Source organism: Bradyrhizobium sp. 613_E4_N2_2 (assembly GCF_052075995.1).
GTDB lineage: Bacteria > Pseudomonadota > Alphaproteobacteria > Rhizobiales > Xanthobacteraceae > Bradyrhizobium > Bradyrhizobium barranii.
In genome coordinates this window covers 2644039-2662477 of record NZ_CP197234.1, presented here as the reverse complement: position 1 = coordinate 2662477, position 18439 = coordinate 2644039, and the positions used below count along the sequence as shown (strand labels likewise).

The 18439-nt window shown below is 64.3% G+C and carries 18 protein-coding genes; 11 read left to right on the top strand and 7 right to left on the bottom strand.

The window, feature by feature from the left end; genetic code table 11:
• Positions 1-103: 103 nt before the first annotated feature.
• The 3 genes from AB7290_RS12525 to AB7290_RS12515 are packed head-to-tail and all read left to right on the top strand — an operon-like array spanning position 104 to position 3186.
• A complete protein-coding gene (locus AB7290_RS12525) occupies positions 104-556 on the top strand; it encodes a (2Fe-2S)-binding protein (protein ID WP_014493612.1) in 453 nt (150 codons plus the stop codon).
• A 1-nt stretch (position 557) separates the two neighbouring features.
• Positions 558-2870: a xanthine dehydrogenase family protein molybdopterin-binding subunit gene (locus AB7290_RS12520; RefSeq protein ID WP_063981976.1), complete on the top strand. Its 2313-nt coding sequence runs from the start codon at positions 558-560 to the stop codon at positions 2868-2870.
• A 55-nt stretch (positions 2871-2925) separates the two neighbouring features.
• Positions 2926-3186 (top strand): hypothetical protein, encoded by a 261-nt coding sequence (locus AB7290_RS12515; protein ID WP_028151274.1) that lies wholly within the window; start codon positions 2926-2928, stop codon positions 3184-3186.
• Between the two features lie 221 nt (positions 3187-3407).
• Here AB7290_RS12515 and AB7290_RS12510 read toward each other — a convergent pair whose 3' ends face one another.
• The 4 genes from AB7290_RS12510 to AB7290_RS12495 form a co-directional block, all read right to left on the bottom strand.
• Positions 3408-5135, bottom strand: coding sequence for a methanol/ethanol family PQQ-dependent dehydrogenase (locus AB7290_RS12510; RefSeq protein ID WP_283017230.1), 1728 nt, complete (start codon positions 5133-5135; stop codon positions 3408-3410).
• Between the two features lie 117 nt (positions 5136-5252).
• Positions 5253-5906: a ubiquinol-cytochrome c reductase iron-sulfur subunit gene (locus AB7290_RS12505; protein ID WP_063981974.1), complete on the bottom strand. Its 654-nt coding sequence runs from the start codon at positions 5904-5906 to the stop codon at positions 5253-5255.
• Positions 5907-6170: 264 nt separating this feature from the next.
• Positions 6171-6635 carry a group III truncated hemoglobin gene (locus AB7290_RS12500; protein WP_063981973.1) on the bottom strand — a complete coding sequence of 155 codons (465 nt, stop codon included), beginning with the start codon at positions 6633-6635 and terminating at the stop codon, positions 6171-6173.
• Positions 6636-6770: 135 nt separating this feature from the next.
• A complete protein-coding gene (locus tag AB7290_RS12495) occupies positions 6771-7682 on the bottom strand; it encodes a 3-hydroxybutyryl-CoA dehydrogenase (protein ID WP_155257984.1) in 912 nt (303 codons plus the stop codon).
• A gap of 244 nt (positions 7683-7926) precedes the next feature.
• Between AB7290_RS12495 and pstS the strand changes: the two genes are divergently transcribed.
• The 3 genes from pstS to AB7290_RS12480 all read left to right on the top strand — a co-directional run bounded on the left by pstS (position 7927) and on the right by AB7290_RS12480 (position 10228).
• Positions 7927-8982: a phosphate ABC transporter substrate-binding protein PstS gene (gene pstS, locus AB7290_RS12490; protein WP_187387986.1), complete on the top strand. Its 1056-nt coding sequence runs from the start codon at positions 7927-7929 to the stop codon at positions 8980-8982.
• Positions 8983-9164: 182 nt separating this feature from the next.
• A complete protein-coding gene (gene arsC, locus AB7290_RS12485) occupies positions 9165-9533 on the top strand; it encodes an arsenate reductase (glutaredoxin) (protein ID WP_063981972.1) in 369 nt (122 codons plus the stop codon).
• Positions 9530-10228, top strand: coding sequence for an ABC transporter permease (locus tag AB7290_RS12480; RefSeq protein ID WP_063981971.1), 699 nt, complete (start codon positions 9530-9532; stop codon positions 10226-10228). The genes arsC and AB7290_RS12480 overlap by 4 nt, the downstream gene beginning before the upstream one ends.
• Here AB7290_RS12480 and AB7290_RS12475 read toward each other — a convergent pair.
• Both AB7290_RS12475 and AB7290_RS12470 read right to left on the bottom strand, forming a co-directional pair.
• A complete protein-coding gene (locus AB7290_RS12475; protein ID WP_063981970.1) occupies positions 10202-11011 on the bottom strand; it encodes an extracellular solute-binding protein in 810 nt (269 codons plus the stop codon). The two genes, AB7290_RS12480 and AB7290_RS12475, sit on opposite strands and share 27 nt — an antisense overlap.
• A gap of 200 nt (positions 11012-11211) precedes the next feature.
• Complete coding sequence (locus tag AB7290_RS12470) at positions 11212-11619, bottom strand: hypothetical protein (RefSeq protein ID WP_283017231.1); 408 nt, start codon at positions 11617-11619, stop codon at positions 11212-11214.
• Between the two features lie 125 nt (positions 11620-11744).
• Here AB7290_RS12470 and AB7290_RS12465 point away from each other — a divergent pair, with 125 nt between their 5' ends.
• Positions 11745-13097 (top strand): hypothetical protein, encoded by a 1353-nt coding sequence (locus tag AB7290_RS12465; protein WP_354096572.1) that lies wholly within the window; start codon positions 11745-11747, stop codon positions 13095-13097.
• Positions 13098-13160: 63 nt separating this feature from the next.
• On the top strand, positions 13161-13439 hold the full coding sequence (locus tag AB7290_RS12460) for a Plug domain-containing protein (RefSeq protein ID WP_201266280.1): 279 nt from the start codon (positions 13161-13163) through the stop codon (positions 13437-13439).
• A gap of 19 nt (positions 13440-13458) precedes the next feature.
• On the opposite strand, the gene AB7290_RS12455 is transcribed toward AB7290_RS12460, so the two are convergent.
• Positions 13459-14775 (bottom strand): alpha/beta hydrolase, encoded by a 1317-nt coding sequence (locus tag AB7290_RS12455; protein ID WP_283017232.1) that lies wholly within the window; start codon positions 14773-14775, stop codon positions 13459-13461.
• Here AB7290_RS12455 and AB7290_RS12450 point away from each other — a divergent pair.
• The 3 genes from AB7290_RS12450 (at position 14678) to AB7290_RS12440 (ending at position 18275) form a co-directional block, all read left to right on the top strand.
• Positions 14678-14878 (top strand): hypothetical protein, encoded by a 201-nt coding sequence (locus AB7290_RS12450; protein WP_441254573.1) that lies wholly within the window; start codon positions 14678-14680, stop codon positions 14876-14878. The two genes, AB7290_RS12455 and AB7290_RS12450, sit on opposite strands and share 98 nt — an antisense overlap.
• Positions 14879-15047: 169 nt before the next feature.
• Positions 15048-15932, top strand: coding sequence for a BJP family subclass B3 metallo-beta-lactamase (gene blaBJP, locus AB7290_RS12445; RefSeq protein WP_283017233.1), 885 nt, complete (start codon positions 15048-15050; stop codon positions 15930-15932).
• 336 nt (positions 15933-16268) lie between these two features.
• Positions 16269-18275 (top strand): putative bifunctional diguanylate cyclase/phosphodiesterase, encoded by a 2007-nt coding sequence (locus AB7290_RS12440; protein WP_441253445.1) that lies wholly within the window; start codon positions 16269-16271, stop codon positions 18273-18275.
• Positions 18276-18439 lie beyond the last annotated feature (164 nt).

Below are 18439 nucleotides of genomic sequence, written 5' to 3'. Positions count from 1 at the left end.
GCAGGAGAACAGGCCGGGATGCGACGACACGACGAAACGGGCAGTGCGCCGACCTGTGTCGGCAATGTTCAATCGACAAGCTTATGAAGAGCGAGGGACCATCATGATCAAGGTGAAGATCAACGGCCAGGAACAGAGCTGGGACGGCGACCCGGATCTCCCGCTACTCTGGTTCTTGCGTGACGAGGCCGGCCTGACCGGCACCAAGTTCGGCTGCGGCCAGGCCCTGTGCGGCGCCTGCACCGTCATCGTCGACAAGGAGGCCGTGCGTTCCTGCATCACGTCGATCAACGACGTCGCCGGGCGCGAGGTGACCACCATCGAAGGGCTGCATCCGAACGGCGACCACCCCGTCCAGAAGGCCTGGCGCCAGGTCAACGTGCCCCAATGCGGCTTCTGCCAGGCTGGCCAGATCATGCAGGCCGCCGCGCTGTTGATGGAGAATCCCAAGCCGTCACACGACCAGATCCGCGAAGCGATGGCCGGCAACATCTGCCGTTGCGGCTGCTACCAGCGCATCGAGAACGCAGTCCATCTCGCATCGACGGGAGTGTGACATGAATTTCATCGATAAACCCGGGAAGCTTCGTGGCTTCGAGAAGAACATTCGGGTCGAGAAGGTCTCGCGCCGCAGCATCCTGAAGGGGCTCGGCATCACCGGCGGCTTCGTGCTCGCCGCCCCCGTGATGTCTCGCCAGGCGTTTGCCTACGAGACCGGCGCCGGCAAGATGCCGCACGGCGTCGTGGTCGATCCCCGCGTCTTCGTCGCGGTTGCGCCCGACGGCACCGTCACCATCCTCGCCCATCGTGCCGAAATGGGCACCGGCGTGCGCACCAGCCTTCCGCTGATCGTCGCCGAGGAGATGGAGGCTGACTGGTCCAGGGTCAAAGTGCAGCAGGCCCATGGCGACGAGGTCAAGTTCGGCAACCAGGACACCGATGGCTCCCGCAGCACGCGGCATTATCTGATCCCGATGCGCCAGATCGGTGCCTCCGCCCGCACCATGCTGGAGCAGGCCGCGGCCAAGCGCTGGGGCGTGCCGGCGACCGAGGTCAAGGCCGTCAACCACGAGGTCGTCCACAGCGCCAGCGGCCGCAAGCTCGGCTTCGGCGAACTCGCCGCGGACGCAGCCAAAGAATCGGTGCCGAGCATCGAAGGCCTCAAGCTGAAGGACCCCAAGGACTTCCGTTATCTCGGCAAGGGCCAGATCAGCATCGTCGATCTCCACGACATCACCACCGGCAAGGCGCGCTACGGCGCCGACGTACGCCTGCCAGGCATGAAATATGCGGTCATCGCACGCCCGCCGGTGACCGGCGGCAAGCTGGTCTCGTTCGATCCGGACGCGGCGCTGAAGGTCCCCGGCGTCGAGAAGGTGATGCAGGTGCGCGGCTGGCCGTGGCCGTCGAAATTCCAGCCGCTCGGCGGCGTCGCGGTGATCGCGCGCAACACCGGCGCGGCGATCAAGGGCCGTGACGCGCTGAAGCTGACCTGGGACGACGGCGCCAACGGCAAATACGACTCGGTCGCCTATCGCAAGGAGCTCGAGGAAGCCTCGCGCAAACCGGGCCTCGTCGTACGCCAGGAGGGTGACGCAGACGCTGCGCTGAAGAGCGCCGACAAGGTCGTCGTCGGCGAATACTATCTGCCGCACCTCGCCCATGTCAGCATGGAGCCGCCGGTGGCGGTCGCCGACGTCAAGGGTGACAAAGCGGAGATCTGGGCGCCGGTGCAGAGTCCCGGCGGCACCCGCGAGGACGTCGCCAAGACGCTCGGCATTCCCGAGGACAACGTCACGGTGAATGTCACGCTGCTCGGCGGCGGTTTCGGCCGCAAGTCGAAATGCGACTTCGCGCTCGAGGCCGCGCTGCTGTCGAAGGAGCTCGGCGCGCCGGTGAAGGTGCAATGGACGCGCGAGGACGACGTCCGTCACGACTTCCTGCACACCGTCTCGGTCGAGCGGATCGAGGCAGGGCTCGACAAGAACGGCAAGGTGATCGCCTGGCGCCACCGCAGCGTGGCCCCGAGCATCGCCTCGACCTTCGCCGCGGGTGCAAACCACCAGGCACCCTTCGAGCTCGGCATGGGCCTCGTCGACATGCCGTTCGAGATCGCCAACATCTCCTGCGAGAACCCGGAAGCCGCGGCGTTCACCCGCATCGGCTGGTTCCGTTCGGTCTCGAACATCCCGCGGGCCTTTGCGGTGCAGTCGATGGTCGGCGAGATCGCGCAGGCGACCGGGCGCGACCAGAAGGAGACGTTGCTCGCGCTGATCGGCAGTCCCCGCATCGTCAAGCCGGCGGTGAAGGACATGTGGAACTACGGCGAGCCCTATGACAGCTACCCGATCGACACCGCGCGTCTCCGCAAGGTGGTCGAGCTGGTCGCCGAGAAGGGCGAATGGGGCCGTCAGGTACCGAAAGGCCATGGCCTCGGCATTGCCGTGCACCGCAGCTTCGTCAGCTACATCGCGACCATCGTCGAGGTGGCCGTCGACGAGAAGGGCAAGCTGACGGTGCCGCGGGTCGACACCGCGATCGACTGCGGCACTTATGTCAATCCCGAGCGCATCGCCTCGCAGATGGAGGGCGCGGCGATCATGGGGCTGAGCGTCGCCAAATACGGCGCGATCACCTTCAAGGACGGCAAGGTGGAGCAGAAGAACTTCGACGACTTCCAGGTCCTCAGGATGGATGAATCTCCTCTTGTAACCAACGTCTACATCGTCCCGCCCGGACCCGACACGCCGCCGAGCGGCGTCGGCGAGCCCGGTGTTCCGCCGTTCGCACCCGCGCTGACGAACGCGATCTTCGCCGCGACCGGAAAGCGTATCCGCAGCCTTCCGCTCGGTAAGCAATTGGAGGCTTAAGGCGGAACATTGAGCGGCCTCGCGCCGTTTCCATCGATCTGACAGGAGCAGATCGATGACCAACATCTCAAAGGCGCTCGCAGTCTCGTTGCTGTCGGGCGCCTTTTTCATGACGACCACGGCTGCGTTCGCTCAAAGCAACACCACCCCGCCGACCACCGCCACGCGCCCCACCGCGCCGGAGCAGAACTCGCTTCCCAACGCCGGAGCCCCGCCGCCTTCGACCACACAGACCACCGGGCAGACCAGCTCCGATCCGAAGGTTCAGGAGATGAACCAGAAGGAAAAGGACAAGGTTGATCGGCAGGGGAAGTAGCGGTCCAGCGCCTGCGCCCACAAACCGCCGCTCGCCGTCATGGCCGGGCTTGTCCCGGCCATCCACGACCTCTGCCGCGGCACGAAGAACGTGGATGCCCGGGACAAGCCCGGGCATGACGGGTTCGTGGCGCGAGCACCGCACACGCAAAATGCGGCGGACGTTGCCGTCCGCCGCATTTGCCCCCTGACGCTCCGCTTCCTTCGATTCGCCCGCGGAGCTTATTTCTTCAGCGCGAACACCCAGATCACGCCGCCCTGCGGCACATTGGATTCGATGCCGATATTGTTGGTCGCGAGCGCATCCTGGATGCGTTGCGCGTCCACGCCCCACCCCGACTGGATCGAGATGTATTGCGTGCCGTCGATCTCATAGGACACCGGCATGCCCATGATGCCGGAGTTGGTCTTCTGCTCCCACAAGAGTTCGCCGGTCTTGGCGTGGAAGGCGCGGAAGTTGCGGTCGTTGGTGCCGCCGACGAAGACGAGATCGCCTGCCGTCGCCGTTACCGAACCGAACAACTGCGATTTCGGGAAATTGTGCTGCCACACCTTCTTGCCGGTGGCGGGATCCCAAGCCTGGAGTTCGCCGAAATGATCGGCGCCGGGCTTCGTCGTTAGGCCGATGTCCTCCGGCTTGGTGCCGAGCCAGAGTTCGCCCGCCTTGAGCGGAACCTTCTCTCCGGTGAAGCCGCCGCAGAAATTCTCGTTGGCGGGCACGTAGACGAGGCCGGTCCTCTGGCTGTAGGCCGCCGACGGCCAGTCCTTGCCACCCCACAGCGACGGACAGAACTCGACCCGCTTGCCGATGACCGGCTTGTGCGCAGGATCGACGATCGGCTTGCCGCTCTCGGCGTCGATGCCCTTCCAGACATCGGTCGCGACGAAGGGCCAGCCTGCGACGTGGTTGATCTTGGTCGGGGTGCGCTCGAGCACCCAGAAGATCGCGTCGCGGCCCGGATGGATCAGGCTCTTGATGGTGCGACCGTCGCGTTGCAGGTCGACCAGGATCGGTGCTTCGACCTCGTCCCAGTCCCAGGAATCGTTCTGGTGGTACTGGTGGTAGGTCTTGATCTTCCCATTGCTGGGATCGAGCGCGAGCACCGAGGAGGTGTAGAGATTGTCGCCGGGATGCGTCTCGCCAGGCCATGGCGCGGCGTTACCGACGCCCCAATAGATCGTCTTGGTGTCCTTGTCGTAATTGCCGGTCATCCAGGCGGAGCCACCGCCGGTCTTCCAGTCGTCGCCCTGCCAGGTATCGTGACCGGGCTCGCCCTCGCCGGGGATGGTGAAGGTGCGCCACAACTCCTTGCCGTCCTTGGCATCGTATGCGGCGACGTAACCGCGCACGCCGAGTTCACCGCCGGAGCCTCCGACGATGACCTTGCCCTCGACGACAAGCGGCATCAGGGTCATGTACTGGCCCTTCTTGTAGTCCTGCACCTTGGTGTCCCACACCACCTTGCCGGTCTTGGCGTCGAGCGCGACGACATGGTCGTCGGTGGTGGCGAGATAAAGCTTGTCCTCCCAGAGACCGACGCCGCGGTTGGTCGGATGCAGCTGAAAGAGGTCGTCGGGAAGCTGCCGCTTGTAGCGCCAATATTCGTCGCCGGTCTTCGCGTTCAGCGCGATCACCTGCCCCATCGGGGTCGTTACGAACATCACGCCATTGTTGACGATCGGCGGCGCCTCGTGGCCTTCGACCACGCCGGTGGCAAAGGTCCAGACCGGTGTGAGATTCTTGACGTTCGAGGTGTTGATCTGGTCGAGCGGGCTGTAGCCCTGTCCGTCATAGGTGCGCCGATAGAGCATCCAGTTGCCGGGTTCCGGATTTTCCAGCCGCTGCTGGGTGACCGGCGCGTAGTTCTCGATCGGGCCGGCGACGGCGACGGTCGAGACAAGGCACGTGAAGGCGACGAAGCCGGACAGTAACCATTGCTTCCTGGTCATGAACGTTCCCCTTTTTCATCCGTTTGAATTCTTGTTTTGAATTCTTGTCGTTCGTCCCGTCGTCCGCCCATCGGCGGATGCGGCCTCTCGTGACGCGGGCACAACCCGCACCGTCCGTCATCCTGGCTGCACGCCACCTACCTTTCCGATGAAGTTGCCGGCGACGCTGAGCGAACCGTCAGCGAGCGCGAGCGGCAGCGCGGCAAGCCGCCGCGGCGCCGGTCCGAACACGACCTGCGCGCCCTCGCGGGGATCGTATTCGGAGTTGTGACACATGCACTTGAACACGTCCTTGTCGCCGACATCGCTCTTGACCCAGGCAGTGACGGGACAGCCTGCATGCGAGCAGATCGCCGAATAGGCCAGGATGCCATCGACGGCCCGCGCGCGGGTCTTCTCGTCGAGCTCGGCGGGATCGAGCCGGATGATCAGGATTTCGTTGAGGCGCGATGCGCTGCGCACCACCGATGTGTTGGGATCCTTCGGCCACGCATGGACCGGCGGTCCACCGGCCGGGAGATCGGCCGCAGTGATGAGCTTTCCCTCCTGGTCGCCTTCGGAGAAGACGAGCAGATCACCCTTCTGCGGACGTTCATCGGAGCCTGGCGGATCCTCGCCCGCGCGCGTCTGCGTGGAACAACCAAGGCAGGCGGTCGTGGCGAGCGCGCCAAGCAGCAGCGTTCGCCGCGTCTGTTCTGTACCCGCGTCGACTTCAGACTCCGCGGTGCTCTCGGACGATGAGGGAGTGGTGTTGAATGATGCGCGCGACATGCACGTTAGCAGGCGCTGGAACTCTGCCGAAAAAAAGGCGGAGAGTTGGCGCCGCAGCGCATCAATATGTCTTTGCTCGCTTTGGTTGAACGCAAATGAATGCGTTCCAGCGCATATTTGCAATTGCAACGTCGCGTCGCGCGATCGGCATGATGATTTTGCAGATCAGACCGATGATGCGGGAATTGGTGCAACGCGTTATTAGCCGCGCAGCGCAACCTCAGAGCGACACAACTGCACGTTTTACAGGCAGATTTGCTGTCGTCAGGACCGGAGCACGTGACGCGGCGCAGCGATACGGCCGGCGATGGTCGCCGACGCCATCTCAAAACTGTCGGCGATGCGTCGCGCCTTGTCGATGAAGAGCGCGGCCGCCGGCGGCGGACAGACCTCGCGCGCGGTCTGCTCGAACAGATCGAGCCAGCGGTCGAAATGATCGCCGACCAGGCTGAGCGGCACATGCGCCCGCATCGGCGAACCATGGTAGCGGCCGCTCATCAGCACGACCGACGACCAGAAATCCTTGAGTTTGGCGAGATGCTCGTCCCAATTCTGCACGATCGCAAAGACCGGCCCCAGCAGCGCATCCTCGCGCACGCGTCCGTAGAAGCGGGTGACGAGCTCCCCGATCATCTCCTCGGTGATCCCGGTGCGCTCGATCGCATCCTGGGTCAGCAGGTTCCGCCGCGCGGCCGCCGCCTCGCGCTCGGCCTTCAGTCGATCCGACATGTCCTTCGTTATCCGTTCATTTGTTCCCGCGGGCCGCCCGTTCGACATTGTCGGGCCAATTGCGCGCGGCGTCTTTGTCGCAGCGCAAATTGCGGGGATCGGGCGGCGGATGCTGGGCACCCGCCGCCGGCGCCATCAGGCACCGTAAGTGTAGAAGCCCTGGCCGGTCTTGCGGCCGAGATGGCCGGCATCGACCATTTCCTTGAGCAAGGGGGCCGGACGATATTTGGGGTCATTGAAGCCCTTATAGAAGACCTCCATCACCGAGAGCATGGTGTCGAGCCCGACGAGATCGGCGAGCGCCAGCGGCCCGATCGGATGGTTGCAGCCGAGCTTCATGCCGGCATCGATCTCCTCGGCGGTCGCGATCCCTTCCTGGAGCGCAAAGATCGCCTCGTTGATCATCGGGCACAGGATGCGATTGACGGCGAAGCCGGGGCTGTTCTTGGCCGTGATCGCCACCTTGCCGACCCGCTTGGCGAAATCCAGCGCCTTGGCGTGGGTGTCGTCGGAGGTCTGCAGGCCGCGGATGAGTTCCAGCAGCGCCATCACCGGCACCGGGTTGAAGAAGTGCATGCCGATGAAGCGATCGGGACGATCGGTTGCGGCGGCAAGCTTCGTGATCGAGATCGAGGAGGTGTTGGTCGCGAGCAGCGTGCGCGGCGACAGCGTGGCGCAGAGGTCCTTCAGGATCTTGACCTTGAGCTCCTCGTTCTCGGTCGCGGCCTCGATAACGAGGTCGCAATCGGCGAGCTTCGCGCGATCGGTGGTGCCGGTGATGCGCTTGAGAGCCGCCTCGCGATCGGCAGCCGACATCTTCTCCTTCTTGACCAGGCGCTCGAGGCTACCGCCGACGGTCGACAGCCCGCGGTTCACCGCCGCATCGGAGATGTCGACCATCACGACCGAGAGCCCGGCCGCGGCACAAATCTGCGCGATGCCGTTCCCCATGGTCCCTGCCCCGATGATGCCAACCGTGTTGATCATTGCCTCGTATCCTTCATCCTTGCGGGCGTGCCAGACGGCCCGGCCCCATTGTTCCTGCATCAGGGTCTAGCACCGCCACCGGGCGGGTGCGACCTGATCCTGCCTCTCCTTAAAGCATCCCGGGCGGGAATAAAGCCGCTCTTCCGCCGCGGAGAGGTGCGATTTGATGCCCCGGCGAGCTGATTTGTTCGCATTTTGCCCGGCCGCTGCAGGGGGCGAGGGGCGCGCCAGCGAGCAGCTGGCCAAGACGTCTTTGTGACACAGGCCACATCTGCCTCGCGCCCGGCCTGCTAGGCTCGGCCCTATGATGAAGCACCTAACTCTCCCCGTACTCTTCACCGCTCTGCTCGTCGCCACGCAAAGCCTGGCGGCCGAGACCAAGGGAGCCGGCTCAACCTTCGTTTCGCCCGTGATGGCGAAATGGATCGACGCATACAAGACGAAGACCGGCAACACCGTCAGCTATCAGGCGGTCGGCTCGAGCATCGGCGTCGGCCTGATCAAGAAAGAGGCCGTCGACTTCGGCGCAAGCGACATGCCGTTTGATCCCAAGGAACTGGAGAGGCTCGGCATGATGCAATTCCCGATCGTGATCGGGGGCGTCGTACCGGTCGTCAATATCGATGGAGTCAAACCCGGCCAGATCCGCTTCACCGGCCAGATGCTCGCCGACATCTATCTCGGCAAGCTGAAATCATGGAACGATCCGGCCATTCGCGCGATCAACCCCGACATCAGGCTGCCGAACACTGCGATCACGGTGGTTCATCGCATCGACGGATCCGGCACGACGTTCAACTGGTCGAACTACCTCTCGAAGGTCAGCACGCAGTGGAAGACGAGCGTGGGCGAAGGCACCTCGGTCGAGTGGCCACTTGGTCTCGGCGGCAAGGGCAATGACGGCGTCGCCTCGCTCGTCAGCCTCGTGCCCGGTTCGATCGGCTATCTCGAATACACTTACGCGCTGCAACGGCTAGATAGAATCTCATTTGGCGTCGTGCAGAACAGCGCCGGAAATTTCGTCGTCCCCGACGCCGCATCGTTCCAGGCAGCGGCCTCGAGTGCGGACTGGAAGGCGGAGAAGGATTTCCACCTCGTGCTCACCAACGCGCCCGGCGAAGACGCCTACCCGATCACGGCCACGACGTTCGTACTGATGCCGAAGGCGCCGAAATCCGAGGAACGATCGGCAGCGGCCATCGACTTCATCCGCTGGTCGTTGGAGAACGGAAAGGCCCAGGCCGAGACGCTCAATTACGTGCCGCTTCCGCCTGCCCTGGTCAACCAGATCGAACGCTATTGGCAGCAGAGCATCGAGACAAACCCCACGGTCTCGGCCTCGGCTAACGTCAAGCGCTGAAGCTTGGAAACGAGCGGCCGTCATGCCCGGGCCTGTCCCGGGCATCCACGTTCCCAGTGCCAGCCACGCGACCGCGATCCTTCTGGAAATCTCGCCGTGAATCGTGATTTAGTCCCGCGGAAGGCCTGTTGCCGGCTCGCAGCGGCGAGAACGCGCGAAGGTCCAGGCCCGGGGGCTTTCGAATGGACGTGATCATCTACCACAATCCCGATTGCGGCACGTCGCGCAGCGCGCTTGCCACAATCAGGAGTGCCGGCATCGAGCCGCACGCGGTCGAATATTTGAAGACGCCACCTTCGCGTACCTTGTTGCAGCAGCTCGCGCGCATGGGGATTTCGGTGCGCGAGGCGGTCCGCGAAAAGGCGGCGCCCGATACGGAGCTCGGGCTCGACAACCCGGCACTGGCGGATGACCAGCGGCTCGAAGCGATGATGGTACATCCGATCCTGATCAACAGGCCGATCGTGGTGACCCCGAACGGCGTCAGGCTTTGCCGCCCTTCGGATCTGGTGCTTGATCTCCTGCCGGCGCAACAGCGTCCGGCCGGATGAACGATTTCGCGCGATCCATCGGCGCCGCGCTCACGCTGATCGGCGAGGCCGACGCCGAGCTGCTCGGCATCGTCGCGCTGTCGGTTCGTGTCAGCCTCACCGCCGGCATCGTCGCGCTGCTGATCGGCGCGCCCTTCGGGGCCCTGCTCGCGATCACCCGATTCCGCGGGCGACAGGTCGTCATCGTATTGACCAATGCGTTGCTCGGCCTTCCGCCGGTCGTGGTCGGGCTTGCGCTCTATCTTCTGCTGTCGCGGTCCGGCCCGCTCGGAGCAGCCGGACTGTTGTTCACGCCGACCGCCATGGTGATCGCGCAGACCCTGCTCGCGACCCCGATCGTGGTCGCGCTGGTGCACCGGCCGGCAAGCCTGCTCTGGGCCGAGTATGGCGACCTCGCGCGGATCGACGGACTATCGATACTGCGCAGCATCGGCTTGCTGTTCGCGCTCGGCCGAACGTCGCTGCTGACGGCCTTTCTCGCGGCTTTCGGACGCGCGATCGCCGAGGTCGGCGCCATCATCATCGTCGGTGGCAACATCCGCGGCTTCACGCGCACGATGACGACGGCGATCGCACTGGAGACCAGCAAGGGCGACCTGCCGCTGGCACTCGGGCTCGGGCTGATCCTGCTCGCGCTCAGCGTGGCGGTGTCGACCGTCGCCTTCCTGCTAGTGGGACGCGTTGGGGAAAAATAGCTGCTCGCCGCCGACCTTGTAGCCGGCGATCGCATCCTGCCCCTTCGGCGAGACCAGCCAGTCGATGAAGGCCTGTCCGTCCTTCGCCTTCACGTTCGCATGCGTCGCCGGATTCACCAGCATGACGCCATACTGGTTGAACAGCCGCTTGTCGCCCTCGGTCAGGACGGCAAGCTCGCCCCGGTTCTTGAACGACAGCCAGGTGCCACGGTCCGACAGGAGATAGGCGTTCGACGACGAGGCCATGTTCAGCGCCGGACCCATGCCCTGGCCGATCTCGCGATACCAGCTGTCCTTGCCGCCGCCGATATCGACGCCCGCCTCCTTCCACAATCTCAGCTCGGCCGCATGCGTGCCGGACTTGTCGCCGCGCGAAATGAAGGTTGCCTTTGCCGCCGCGATCTTGCGCAGCGCATCCGTGACGTCCTTGCCGCCGGCGATCTTTGCGGGATCGCTCTTCGGACCAACGATGATGAAGTCATTGTACATGACATCGAAGCGCTTCACGCCCTGCCCCTCGGACATGAACTTGTCCTCGGCCGGCCTGTCATGCACGAACACCACGTCGGCGTCGCCGCGCCGCCCGATATCGAGCGCCTGGCCGGTGCCGACGGCAACGACCTTCACCTCGATGCCCTCCGCCTTCGAGAACAACGGCAGCAGGTAACCAAACAGGCCCGACTGTTCCGTCGACGTCGTCGAGGCCACGGTGATGGTGCGATCCTGCGCGAATGCGCATGTCGACCAGAACAGAACCGCTGCGATGGCGGCAAGCTTTCTCATTGCGTTGTCCTCACTCCCCAGACGTTTGAACTTAGGCGGGAAGGATGACGCAGGGAAGTCCGACGTTCGGTGCAGGATCAGCGGCCGGGTATGTCTTGCGGATCACGCCTTTTCTCCTTCGCTGCCGAAGGAAGCGTTTCGGGGATCGGCGCGGCAACTCTGTGGGCGCGGTCACATTGGCCGCCTGCCGCGCCCGAGCTTCAGGACGGCCGCAGCTTTTCGATGATGGCCGTCACCTCGTTCAGCTGGGCCTTGGCCGTGGCCAGCAGATCGAGCAGATCGCGCGCCGACTGGGCTGATCCGCCAGCGGCGGCCTGATCGATCACGCTCAAGCCGTCGGTGAGACGCGAGATGATTTGCACGAGTTCATCGCGGCGCGCCTCGAGGTCCGCAAGCGTTGCGTCAAAGCGCTCGTCGAGCCGGGCGCCTTGCAACGAGCGGATCGGAACGATCCTGTCGTCGGGAGGATCGGACATGCGCGTGCTTTGCGTTGCTGTCCCGCCCATCCTAGGCGCGACCGCCCGCAACCCGGCGGTGGTGCATTGTCGCATCCGACACGGCAGTCGCGTTGCCCTTTCCCGCGCGTTGGACGCACGGATGTTCTGCAATTGGTCCCACCTACATTGACATCGATGTGACGGCCGGGGCACTTTTTTGCATTGCTGGCGAATCAGCGATTGCTTCACGCCGAGTACCTCTTGGACAACTCCCTGTGCTTTCGAGACTGATATCGTTGCTGCGCCGCATTCCCGCGGTGAAATGGGCGTTCACCCGGCTTAGGCCCTTGCCTCACGGCGGCAGCGTCGATGTCGCGCCGATCGCGGCAAGCGATTCGCCCGCAACCGTTGCCGACATCGCAGAAGCTGTTGCGGCTCCCGACAGCATCAGCACCAACCCGCTGCCCAGTGACACCGAGATCGCCGTTGCGGCTCCGGTCGCCGAAGATGGCGCCGCTATCTCTGTCATCCCGGAGAGCTCGTCCGCGGCGCCAACTGATGTCAGCGTCGCCGATGATTCATCCTTGGAAGCGCCGACAGAGGTCGAGGCGGTCGTCGTCGAAGAGGTTTCGGTCTCATCAGTCGAGGTGGAGAGCGAGGCCGTTGAGCTCGTCAGCAGCGATCCACCCGCGGAGCTTGAGACCAGCGTCGCACCCGTTGTCGTAGAAGAGACACCGGTCCCGGTTGTCGAGATCGAGAGTGAGCCGGTCGGTGCACCCGAGCTCGTCATCAGCGACCCACCTGTGGAACTTCCGGAGATCGTTGAACCCGTCATCGTTGAAGAGGCGCGGCTGTCGCCTGTCGAGGCCGAGAACCAGCAAGCCAACGTTTCCGAGCCCGTCATCGGCAGCGATCCATCTCCCGACCTCTCGGCCGAGGTGGAGCTCGTCGTCGCAGAGGAGGCGCTGGTCTCGTCTATCGACATCGAGATCGCTCCGGTTGATGCCCCCGTTCTCGCCGTCAACGACGATACCTCCTCTGACGTCGCTGATGTGGAGCCGACTGTCGTAGAGGACACGTGCGTCGCGCTTGCGGACAGCGACGTCTCGGCGGGAGAGGTCTCCGGGAACAGCATCGACAGCGTTGCCATCTCTGTCGTCGCAATGGAGATCGAGCCGGTCCCGGCCAACGATCCCGCCCCGATCGCAACGGAGGGTCCCTCCGCCGACACAGCGAGCGCCGTCACGCATGTCGCGCCGGAGCCGGTCCTCGAGTCTCCCGCTCCGGTGATCCCCAGCGCTCCGAAGACGCGCGCAAAGGTCGTGGAACCCGTCGACCGCGCCACGTTGATCCGGCAGCGCTGGACGGAGACCGGGATCAGGATGTGGAATCCGCGGCTTCACGGCGCCGGCGACGCCACGCTGAACATCCAGGGCCGCGTCGAGCTGCTGCCGCCCGCGCCCGGCGAGACCATGCCACGCTACGACAAGCTCGAATTCAGGATGCTGGACGGGCAGATCGTCTGCGAGGGCGTCGTCGTCGAGGCGCCCGCGTCGGCGGGTCAGCGCAGCTTTACCCGGCTCGCCGAGCCGCGTAACCCCGACCGGCCCCGCGAACCGGTACGGGAGCGCCGGGCCGCTCTCGCCTGACCCTTGTCCTCTGCGACCATGCCCGCCATATGCTAGGCTGACGGCTTGGACATGGGAGGCCGCATGCCCGCAAGATCATTGCGCCTGGTCGTAATCGCCGCCCTCTGCATCTCGCAAGGGGCCTTTGCGGCGTCCGGCAAACGCCCGCACCATGCGCCCGCCACCGATCGGGCCGCGCCCTACAAGGCCGACCGGCTCTCGACCTCGCGCGGCGATACGATCCTCAACACGCCCGGCCAGACCACCGTGCTGACACGTCAGATCCTTGACGACATGAACGCGACGACCCTCCGGGACGCCATGCGCTCGACCGCCGGCGTGACGATAGGGATTGGCCGCTAGATTTCGCGCGACTTCGCGTTCAGGGGATCGGATAGCCCTTCCAGACCCACTCCAGCGCCGACGGCAGCGTTTGCGCAATCGTCGGCCGGTCGACGTGCTTGGCGTTGCGCACGAACAGGAACTGGTAGTGGTAGCCCTTCTCCGCCAGCACCTTCGCCATCAGCGCGTTCGACAGGGTCCAGTCGTGCATACCATCGGGAATGGTGGGGTTCGGATAGAACAGGTCCTGGTCGCCGCCGAAGAACCAGAAGCGGATCGGCTTCGCCGGCGCGGCGACGATCAGCGGCACGCCGGGCGGCTCGGCCGGCGTGAGCACGCCGGCCTTCGATATGAGGTTGGGACCGGCCGGCCCCGTCCATACGCTGTGATATTCCCAGGCGCCGCCACGCAGCGACGGATCGTGAGGCCATTGCTGGTTGACCATCGTCGGCGAGAAGGCCAGCACGCGGTGATAGAGATCGGGATAGAACCACGCCATGGTGAAGGCCGCCACACCGCTCGAGCTCAGGCCCATGGTCGCGCGCCCGTCGGGGTTTTTGGTCAACTTGACGTCGGCGTTCTTCTCGACCAGCGGCAGCACCTCGCGCTCGACGAACTGCGCATAGTCGCCTGACACCGCATCGTATTCGCGGCCGCGCTGGCTGCCCTGCGCGTCCTGCCCGCCATTGCCGATCTGGATCGCGATCATCGGTGGCACGCGGCGCTGCGCGATCAGATTATCGAGCGTCGTGGCGAGGTCCTTGTAGGCGTTGGAGCCGCCGTCGCCGACCACGATGAACGGCGCCTCGGTGCCGCGTACATATTGCGCCGGCACGTAGACGTCGATCGTGCGCGACCAGATTCCAGGATGGCTGGTGGTGACGATCATGTGCGACTTGTCATCCGGCGCAGTGACGGTCGTCATGATCGACGAATTGGTGCAGCCGGCGACGTCGTCGCGGATCAGGCCGGGATTATAGATCGTGCTCTCTTTCGACGTCAGCGTGAAGGATTTTGTCGTGCCGCGTGGTACGCCTTCCTTCGCAATCGTCTCCGGCGCTGGATTGTGGGTGGGCCCGATGATGAAATTGCCCTCGGCGCCGGGCGGCGGCAGCGTTCCGTCGGGCAGCTCGGTCGCGCGCGGATAGTTGGGGTTCGAGGGATCGCGCGTCGGCGGCGCCGTCTTGAAATCCAGGCCCGCCGTGTCAATGAAGAACGGTGCCGCCTTGTCGGTGGTGTTGGCCCCGGGCGGCACAGCCATGTTCTGGATGACGCAGGCCGGCTGCGACAATGCAATTGAAGTGAAGGAGACGAGGGAAATCAACGTCCCCGCAAGGACGGACAAAGAATTGGTCATTTCAGCTCCCGGTGCCGACAAGTCTTTCTGGCTCGCCTTGACGCAAAGTATGGCGGGCCGCCTGCGCGCGGTCAAACAGCAAGCGGCCGCATTCCAGCGATAGCCGCCATGCTCAAACCGAACGGCGACCGCTATTCCGCGCATGCCCATGAATATTTCCGGATACGAGGCCGTTGCTGCCGCAGCTCGCGCGACGTAGCTTGGGCACCGCGCCGTGCCAAGCAAAAGGCGCGCACGGTCAAAATGAACAAGAACACTTCGGGAGGCAACCTATGAAGAAGCTCGCGGCCACGCTATGTGCGCTGGCGTTCCTCGCAACCGGCGCACAGGCGCAGACCATCAAGGATTTCCTGACAGCGGTCATGCAGAAATGGACGGCGCCATTCGATCCGTTCCAGCTGATCGGCAACATCTATTATGTCGGAACCGACGGCATTGCCGTTTATGTCATCAAGACATCGCAGGGCCTGATCCTGATGGACACGGCGATGCCCCAGTCGACCGGCATGATCGAGGAGCACATCGCGAAGCTCGGCCTCAAGGTCGCGGACATCAAGATCATCCTCAACACGCATGCGCATCTCGACCACACCGGCGGCTTCGCCGAGATCAAGAAGGAGACCGGCGCGCAGCTCGTTGCCGGTGAGCGCGACAAACCGCTGCTCGAAGGCGGCTACTATCCAGGCGACGAGAAGAACCAGGACCTCGCCTTTCCGGCGGTGAAGGTCGACCGCGCGGTGAAGGAAGGCGACAAGGTCACGCTCGGCGACACCACGCTGACGGCGCATGCAACGCCCGGCCACTCGCCGGGCTGTACGAGCTGGGAGATGACCGTCAAGGACGGTGGCCAGGACCGCGAGGTGCTGTTCTTCTGCAGCGGCACGGTGGCGCTGAACCGGCTGGTCGGCCAGCCGACCTATGCCGGCATCGTTGATGATTACCGCGCGACCTTCGCCAAGGCCAAGGCGATGAAGATCGACGTGCTGCTCGGACCGCATCCGGAAGTCTATGGCATGCAGGCCAAGCGTGCGGAGATGAAGGACGGCGCACCGAACCCGTTCGTCAAGCCAGACGAGCTCGCAACCTACGCAACCAGCCTGTCGGAGGATTTCGACAAGCAACTCGCCAAGCAGACGGCGGCGTTGGAGAAGAAATAACGGCCATTTGTCCTCTCTTCACCTCTCCTTCCGCGGGGAGAGGTGAAGCGCGCGCGTCGGCTGACCGCGCGGCCATGCGCCGTCGCCGACGTGAAAAGCCAAGACTCGCAATGGTTAGCGGATCGTAGCTGCGGGTGGCTGCGGGCAAGGTGTGCCTGAGACACGCGCCTCGGCCGCCGGATATCCTTAACACGGTCTCACCAATACACGCGGCTGGAAAATCCCGTGGCCGCGCGCAACCTGCGCTGGCTTTTCGTGCAGCCCCACCTAACGCGACCTTTACCCCCGTCGTGCAAGATCGCCGCCGTTTTGAAGGGATCCGGGGCGCGTATTGCAATGCCTGTCGCCAATTTGAAGTCTCAGCTCGCCGCCGCGATGCGGCTGTTTCGCGTGCCGGCCGATAACCCGGACCTGACGCGCGCGCAGTTCGATGCCTTCTCCAAGCAGATCCCGCTGCTCTATTTCATCCTGATGAGCAACACGATCGCGGTCGCCTACACCTATGTCAATGTGGCGCCGGACTGGCTGACGTTGATCGTGCCAAGCGTGCTCACCGTGCTCGCCGCGCTTCGCACCTTCTGGTGGCTGCGCCAGCGGCACCTCGTGCGGAGCGATGCCGATATCCTGCGCAATCTGCGCGCCACCAACTGGATGACATTGCCGATCGGCGCCGGCTTCACCGCATGGTCCTTCGCGCTGTACCCTTACGGCGATGCCTTCGCCAAGAGCCAGGTCGCCTTCTACATGGCGGTGACCGTGATCGGCTGCATTTTTTCGCTGATGCATCTGCGTTCCGCAGCGTTGATCGTGACGCTCGTCGTCGACGTGCCCTATGTGCTGTTCTTCTGGGCCACCGGCGAACCGACGCTGAAGGCGATCGCGGTCAACAACCTTCTCGTCTCGGGCGCGATGGTGACGGTGCTGTTCATCTACTACCGCGACTTCGCCGATCTCGTCTCGAGCCGCAAATCGCTGCTGGCGCAGCAGGCGGCGACGCAAGCGCTCTCGGACGAGAATTTCCGCCTCGCCAATCTCGATTCCCTCACCGAGCTGCCGAACCGCCGCCGCTTCTTCGCCGAGCTGTCGAGCGCCTTCAGCGACGCCGAGCGCAGGCGCGTTCGCGTCGCGGTCGGGATCATCGACCTCGACGGCTTCAAGCCGATCAACGACAATTACGGCCACTCGGTCGGCGATCGCGTCCTGATCGAAGCCGGGCGCCGCATCCGCGAAGTTTGCGAGGGCTTCGGCCCGCAGCGGGTGGAATTTGCCCGGCTCGGCGGCGACGAGTTCGGCCTCGTAGTGTGCGGCGATCCCGAAGATGACGATTTGATGCGGCTCGGCCAGCGCATCGGCGAACAGGTCAAGTTGCCCTACCAGCTCGACACCGCCCATACCGGGCTGTCCTGCTCGATCGGCTTCGCGCTGTTCCCAAGCTCGGCGACCAGCGCCGAGGCGCTCTATGAATGCGCCGACTACTCGCTCTATCACGCCAAGCGCCATCTGCGCGGCCGCACCGTGATCTTCTCGAGCGAGCTCGAGGCCGAGATCCGCAGCCGCGGCGTCATCGAGAACTTGCTTCGCACCGCCGATTTCAGCACCGAGATGGACCTGGTGTTCCAGCCGATCGTGGACGCCATGAGCGAGCACACCGCCGGCTTCGAAGTCCTGGCGCGCTGGCACAGCTCCCGCCTCGGCCTGGTCTCACCGGCCGACTTCATTCCGGCCGCAGAGCGCATCGGCCTGATCCGGCCGCTGACGCAGGCGCTGCTGGTCCGCGCGCTTGCGACGGCAAGGACCTGGCCCGACCACATCCGTCTGTCGTTCAACCTGTCCGCTCACGATGTCTGCGCAGCCGAGGGCATTTTGCCGCTGATCTCGATCATCGAGAAGAGCGGGTTGCCGCCGAACCGGATCGACTTCGAGATCACCGAGACCGCCGTCACCTTCGACTTCGTGCGCGCGCAGCAATCGATCGCGACGCTGAAGGCCATGGGCTGCGGCATTTCACTGGACGATTTCGGCACCGGCTATTCCTCGCTGAGCCACGTGCATCGGCTGCCGCTCGACAAGATCAAGATCGACCGCAGCTTCGTCGCCGACATCAACGAAAATCCGGTAAGTCACAAGATCATCAAGTCTCTCGCCGGCCTGTGCGACGACATGGAGATCGCTTGCGTCGCCGAGGGCGTCGAAACCCGCGCCCAGCTCGACAGTCTGCGCCGCCTGGGATGCGACTTCATCCAGGGCTACTACTTCGCAAAGCCGATGTCGGGCGATGCGATCGGCGACTATCTCGCAAAGGAACGCCAGCGTCTCGGCGCCGGCGCCAAGGTCGTGGCCTGAGAGGCCAGATCTCAATCCGCACGCGCAGCGCTGATAAATTAAATTGCTGCCTGTCAATCGTCCGCTTCACATGCGTCGAAACGCCCCCGACATGCCGGGATGCTGTGTCGGTGCTTGTCAGCGACGTCAAAACGCGCGATACTCAATTTCAAGGGGAAAGATAT

Bases quoted from the DNA above. Each gene is read 5' to 3' on its own strand.
- AB7290_RS12525 (WP_014493612.1), top strand. From the start codon at position 104: ATGATCAAGGTGAAGATCAACGGCCAGGAACAGAGCTGGGACGGCGAC.
- AB7290_RS12520 (WP_063981976.1), top strand. From the start codon at position 558: ATGAATTTCATCGATAAACCCGGGAAGCTTCGTGGCTTCGAGAAGAAC.
- AB7290_RS12515 (WP_028151274.1), top strand. From the start codon at position 2,926: ATGACCAACATCTCAAAGGCGCTCGCAGTCTCGTTGCTGTCGGGCGCC.
- AB7290_RS12510 (WP_283017230.1), bottom strand. From the start codon at position 5,135: ATGACCAGGAAGCAATGGTTACTGTCCGGCTTCGTCGCCTTCACGTGC.
- AB7290_RS12505 (WP_063981974.1), bottom strand. From the start codon at position 5,906: ATGTCGCGCGCATCATTCAACACCACTCCCTCATCGTCCGAGAGCACC.
- AB7290_RS12500 (WP_063981973.1), bottom strand. From the start codon at position 6,635: ATGTCGGATCGACTGAAGGCCGAGCGCGAGGCGGCGGCCGCGCGGCGG.
- AB7290_RS12495 (WP_155257984.1), bottom strand. From the start codon at position 7,682: ATGCAGGAACAATGGGGCCGGGCCGTCTGGCACGCCCGCAAGGATGAA.
- pstS (WP_187387986.1), top strand. From the start codon at position 7,927: ATGATGAAGCACCTAACTCTCCCCGTACTCTTCACCGCTCTGCTCGTC.
- arsC (WP_063981972.1), top strand. From the start codon at position 9,165: ATGGACGTGATCATCTACCACAATCCCGATTGCGGCACGTCGCGCAGC.
- AB7290_RS12480 (WP_063981971.1), top strand. From the start codon at position 9,530: ATGAACGATTTCGCGCGATCCATCGGCGCCGCGCTCACGCTGATCGGC.
- AB7290_RS12475 (WP_063981970.1), bottom strand. From the start codon at position 11,011: ATGAGAAAGCTTGCCGCCATCGCAGCGGTTCTGTTCTGGTCGACATGC.
- AB7290_RS12460 (WP_201266280.1), top strand. From the start codon at position 13,161: ATGCCCGCAAGATCATTGCGCCTGGTCGTAATCGCCGCCCTCTGCATC.
- AB7290_RS12450 (WP_441254573.1), top strand. From the start codon at position 14,678: ATGTTCTGGATGACGCAGGCCGGCTGCGACAATGCAATTGAAGTGAAG.
- AB7290_RS12455 (WP_283017232.1), bottom strand. From the start codon at position 14,775: ATGACCAATTCTTTGTCCGTCCTTGCGGGGACGTTGATTTCCCTCGTC.
- blaBJP (WP_283017233.1), top strand. From the start codon at position 15,048: ATGAAGAAGCTCGCGGCCACGCTATGTGCGCTGGCGTTCCTCGCAACC.
- AB7290_RS12440 (WP_441253445.1), top strand. From the start codon at position 16,269: ATGCCTGTCGCCAATTTGAAGTCTCAGCTCGCCGCCGCGATGCGGCTG.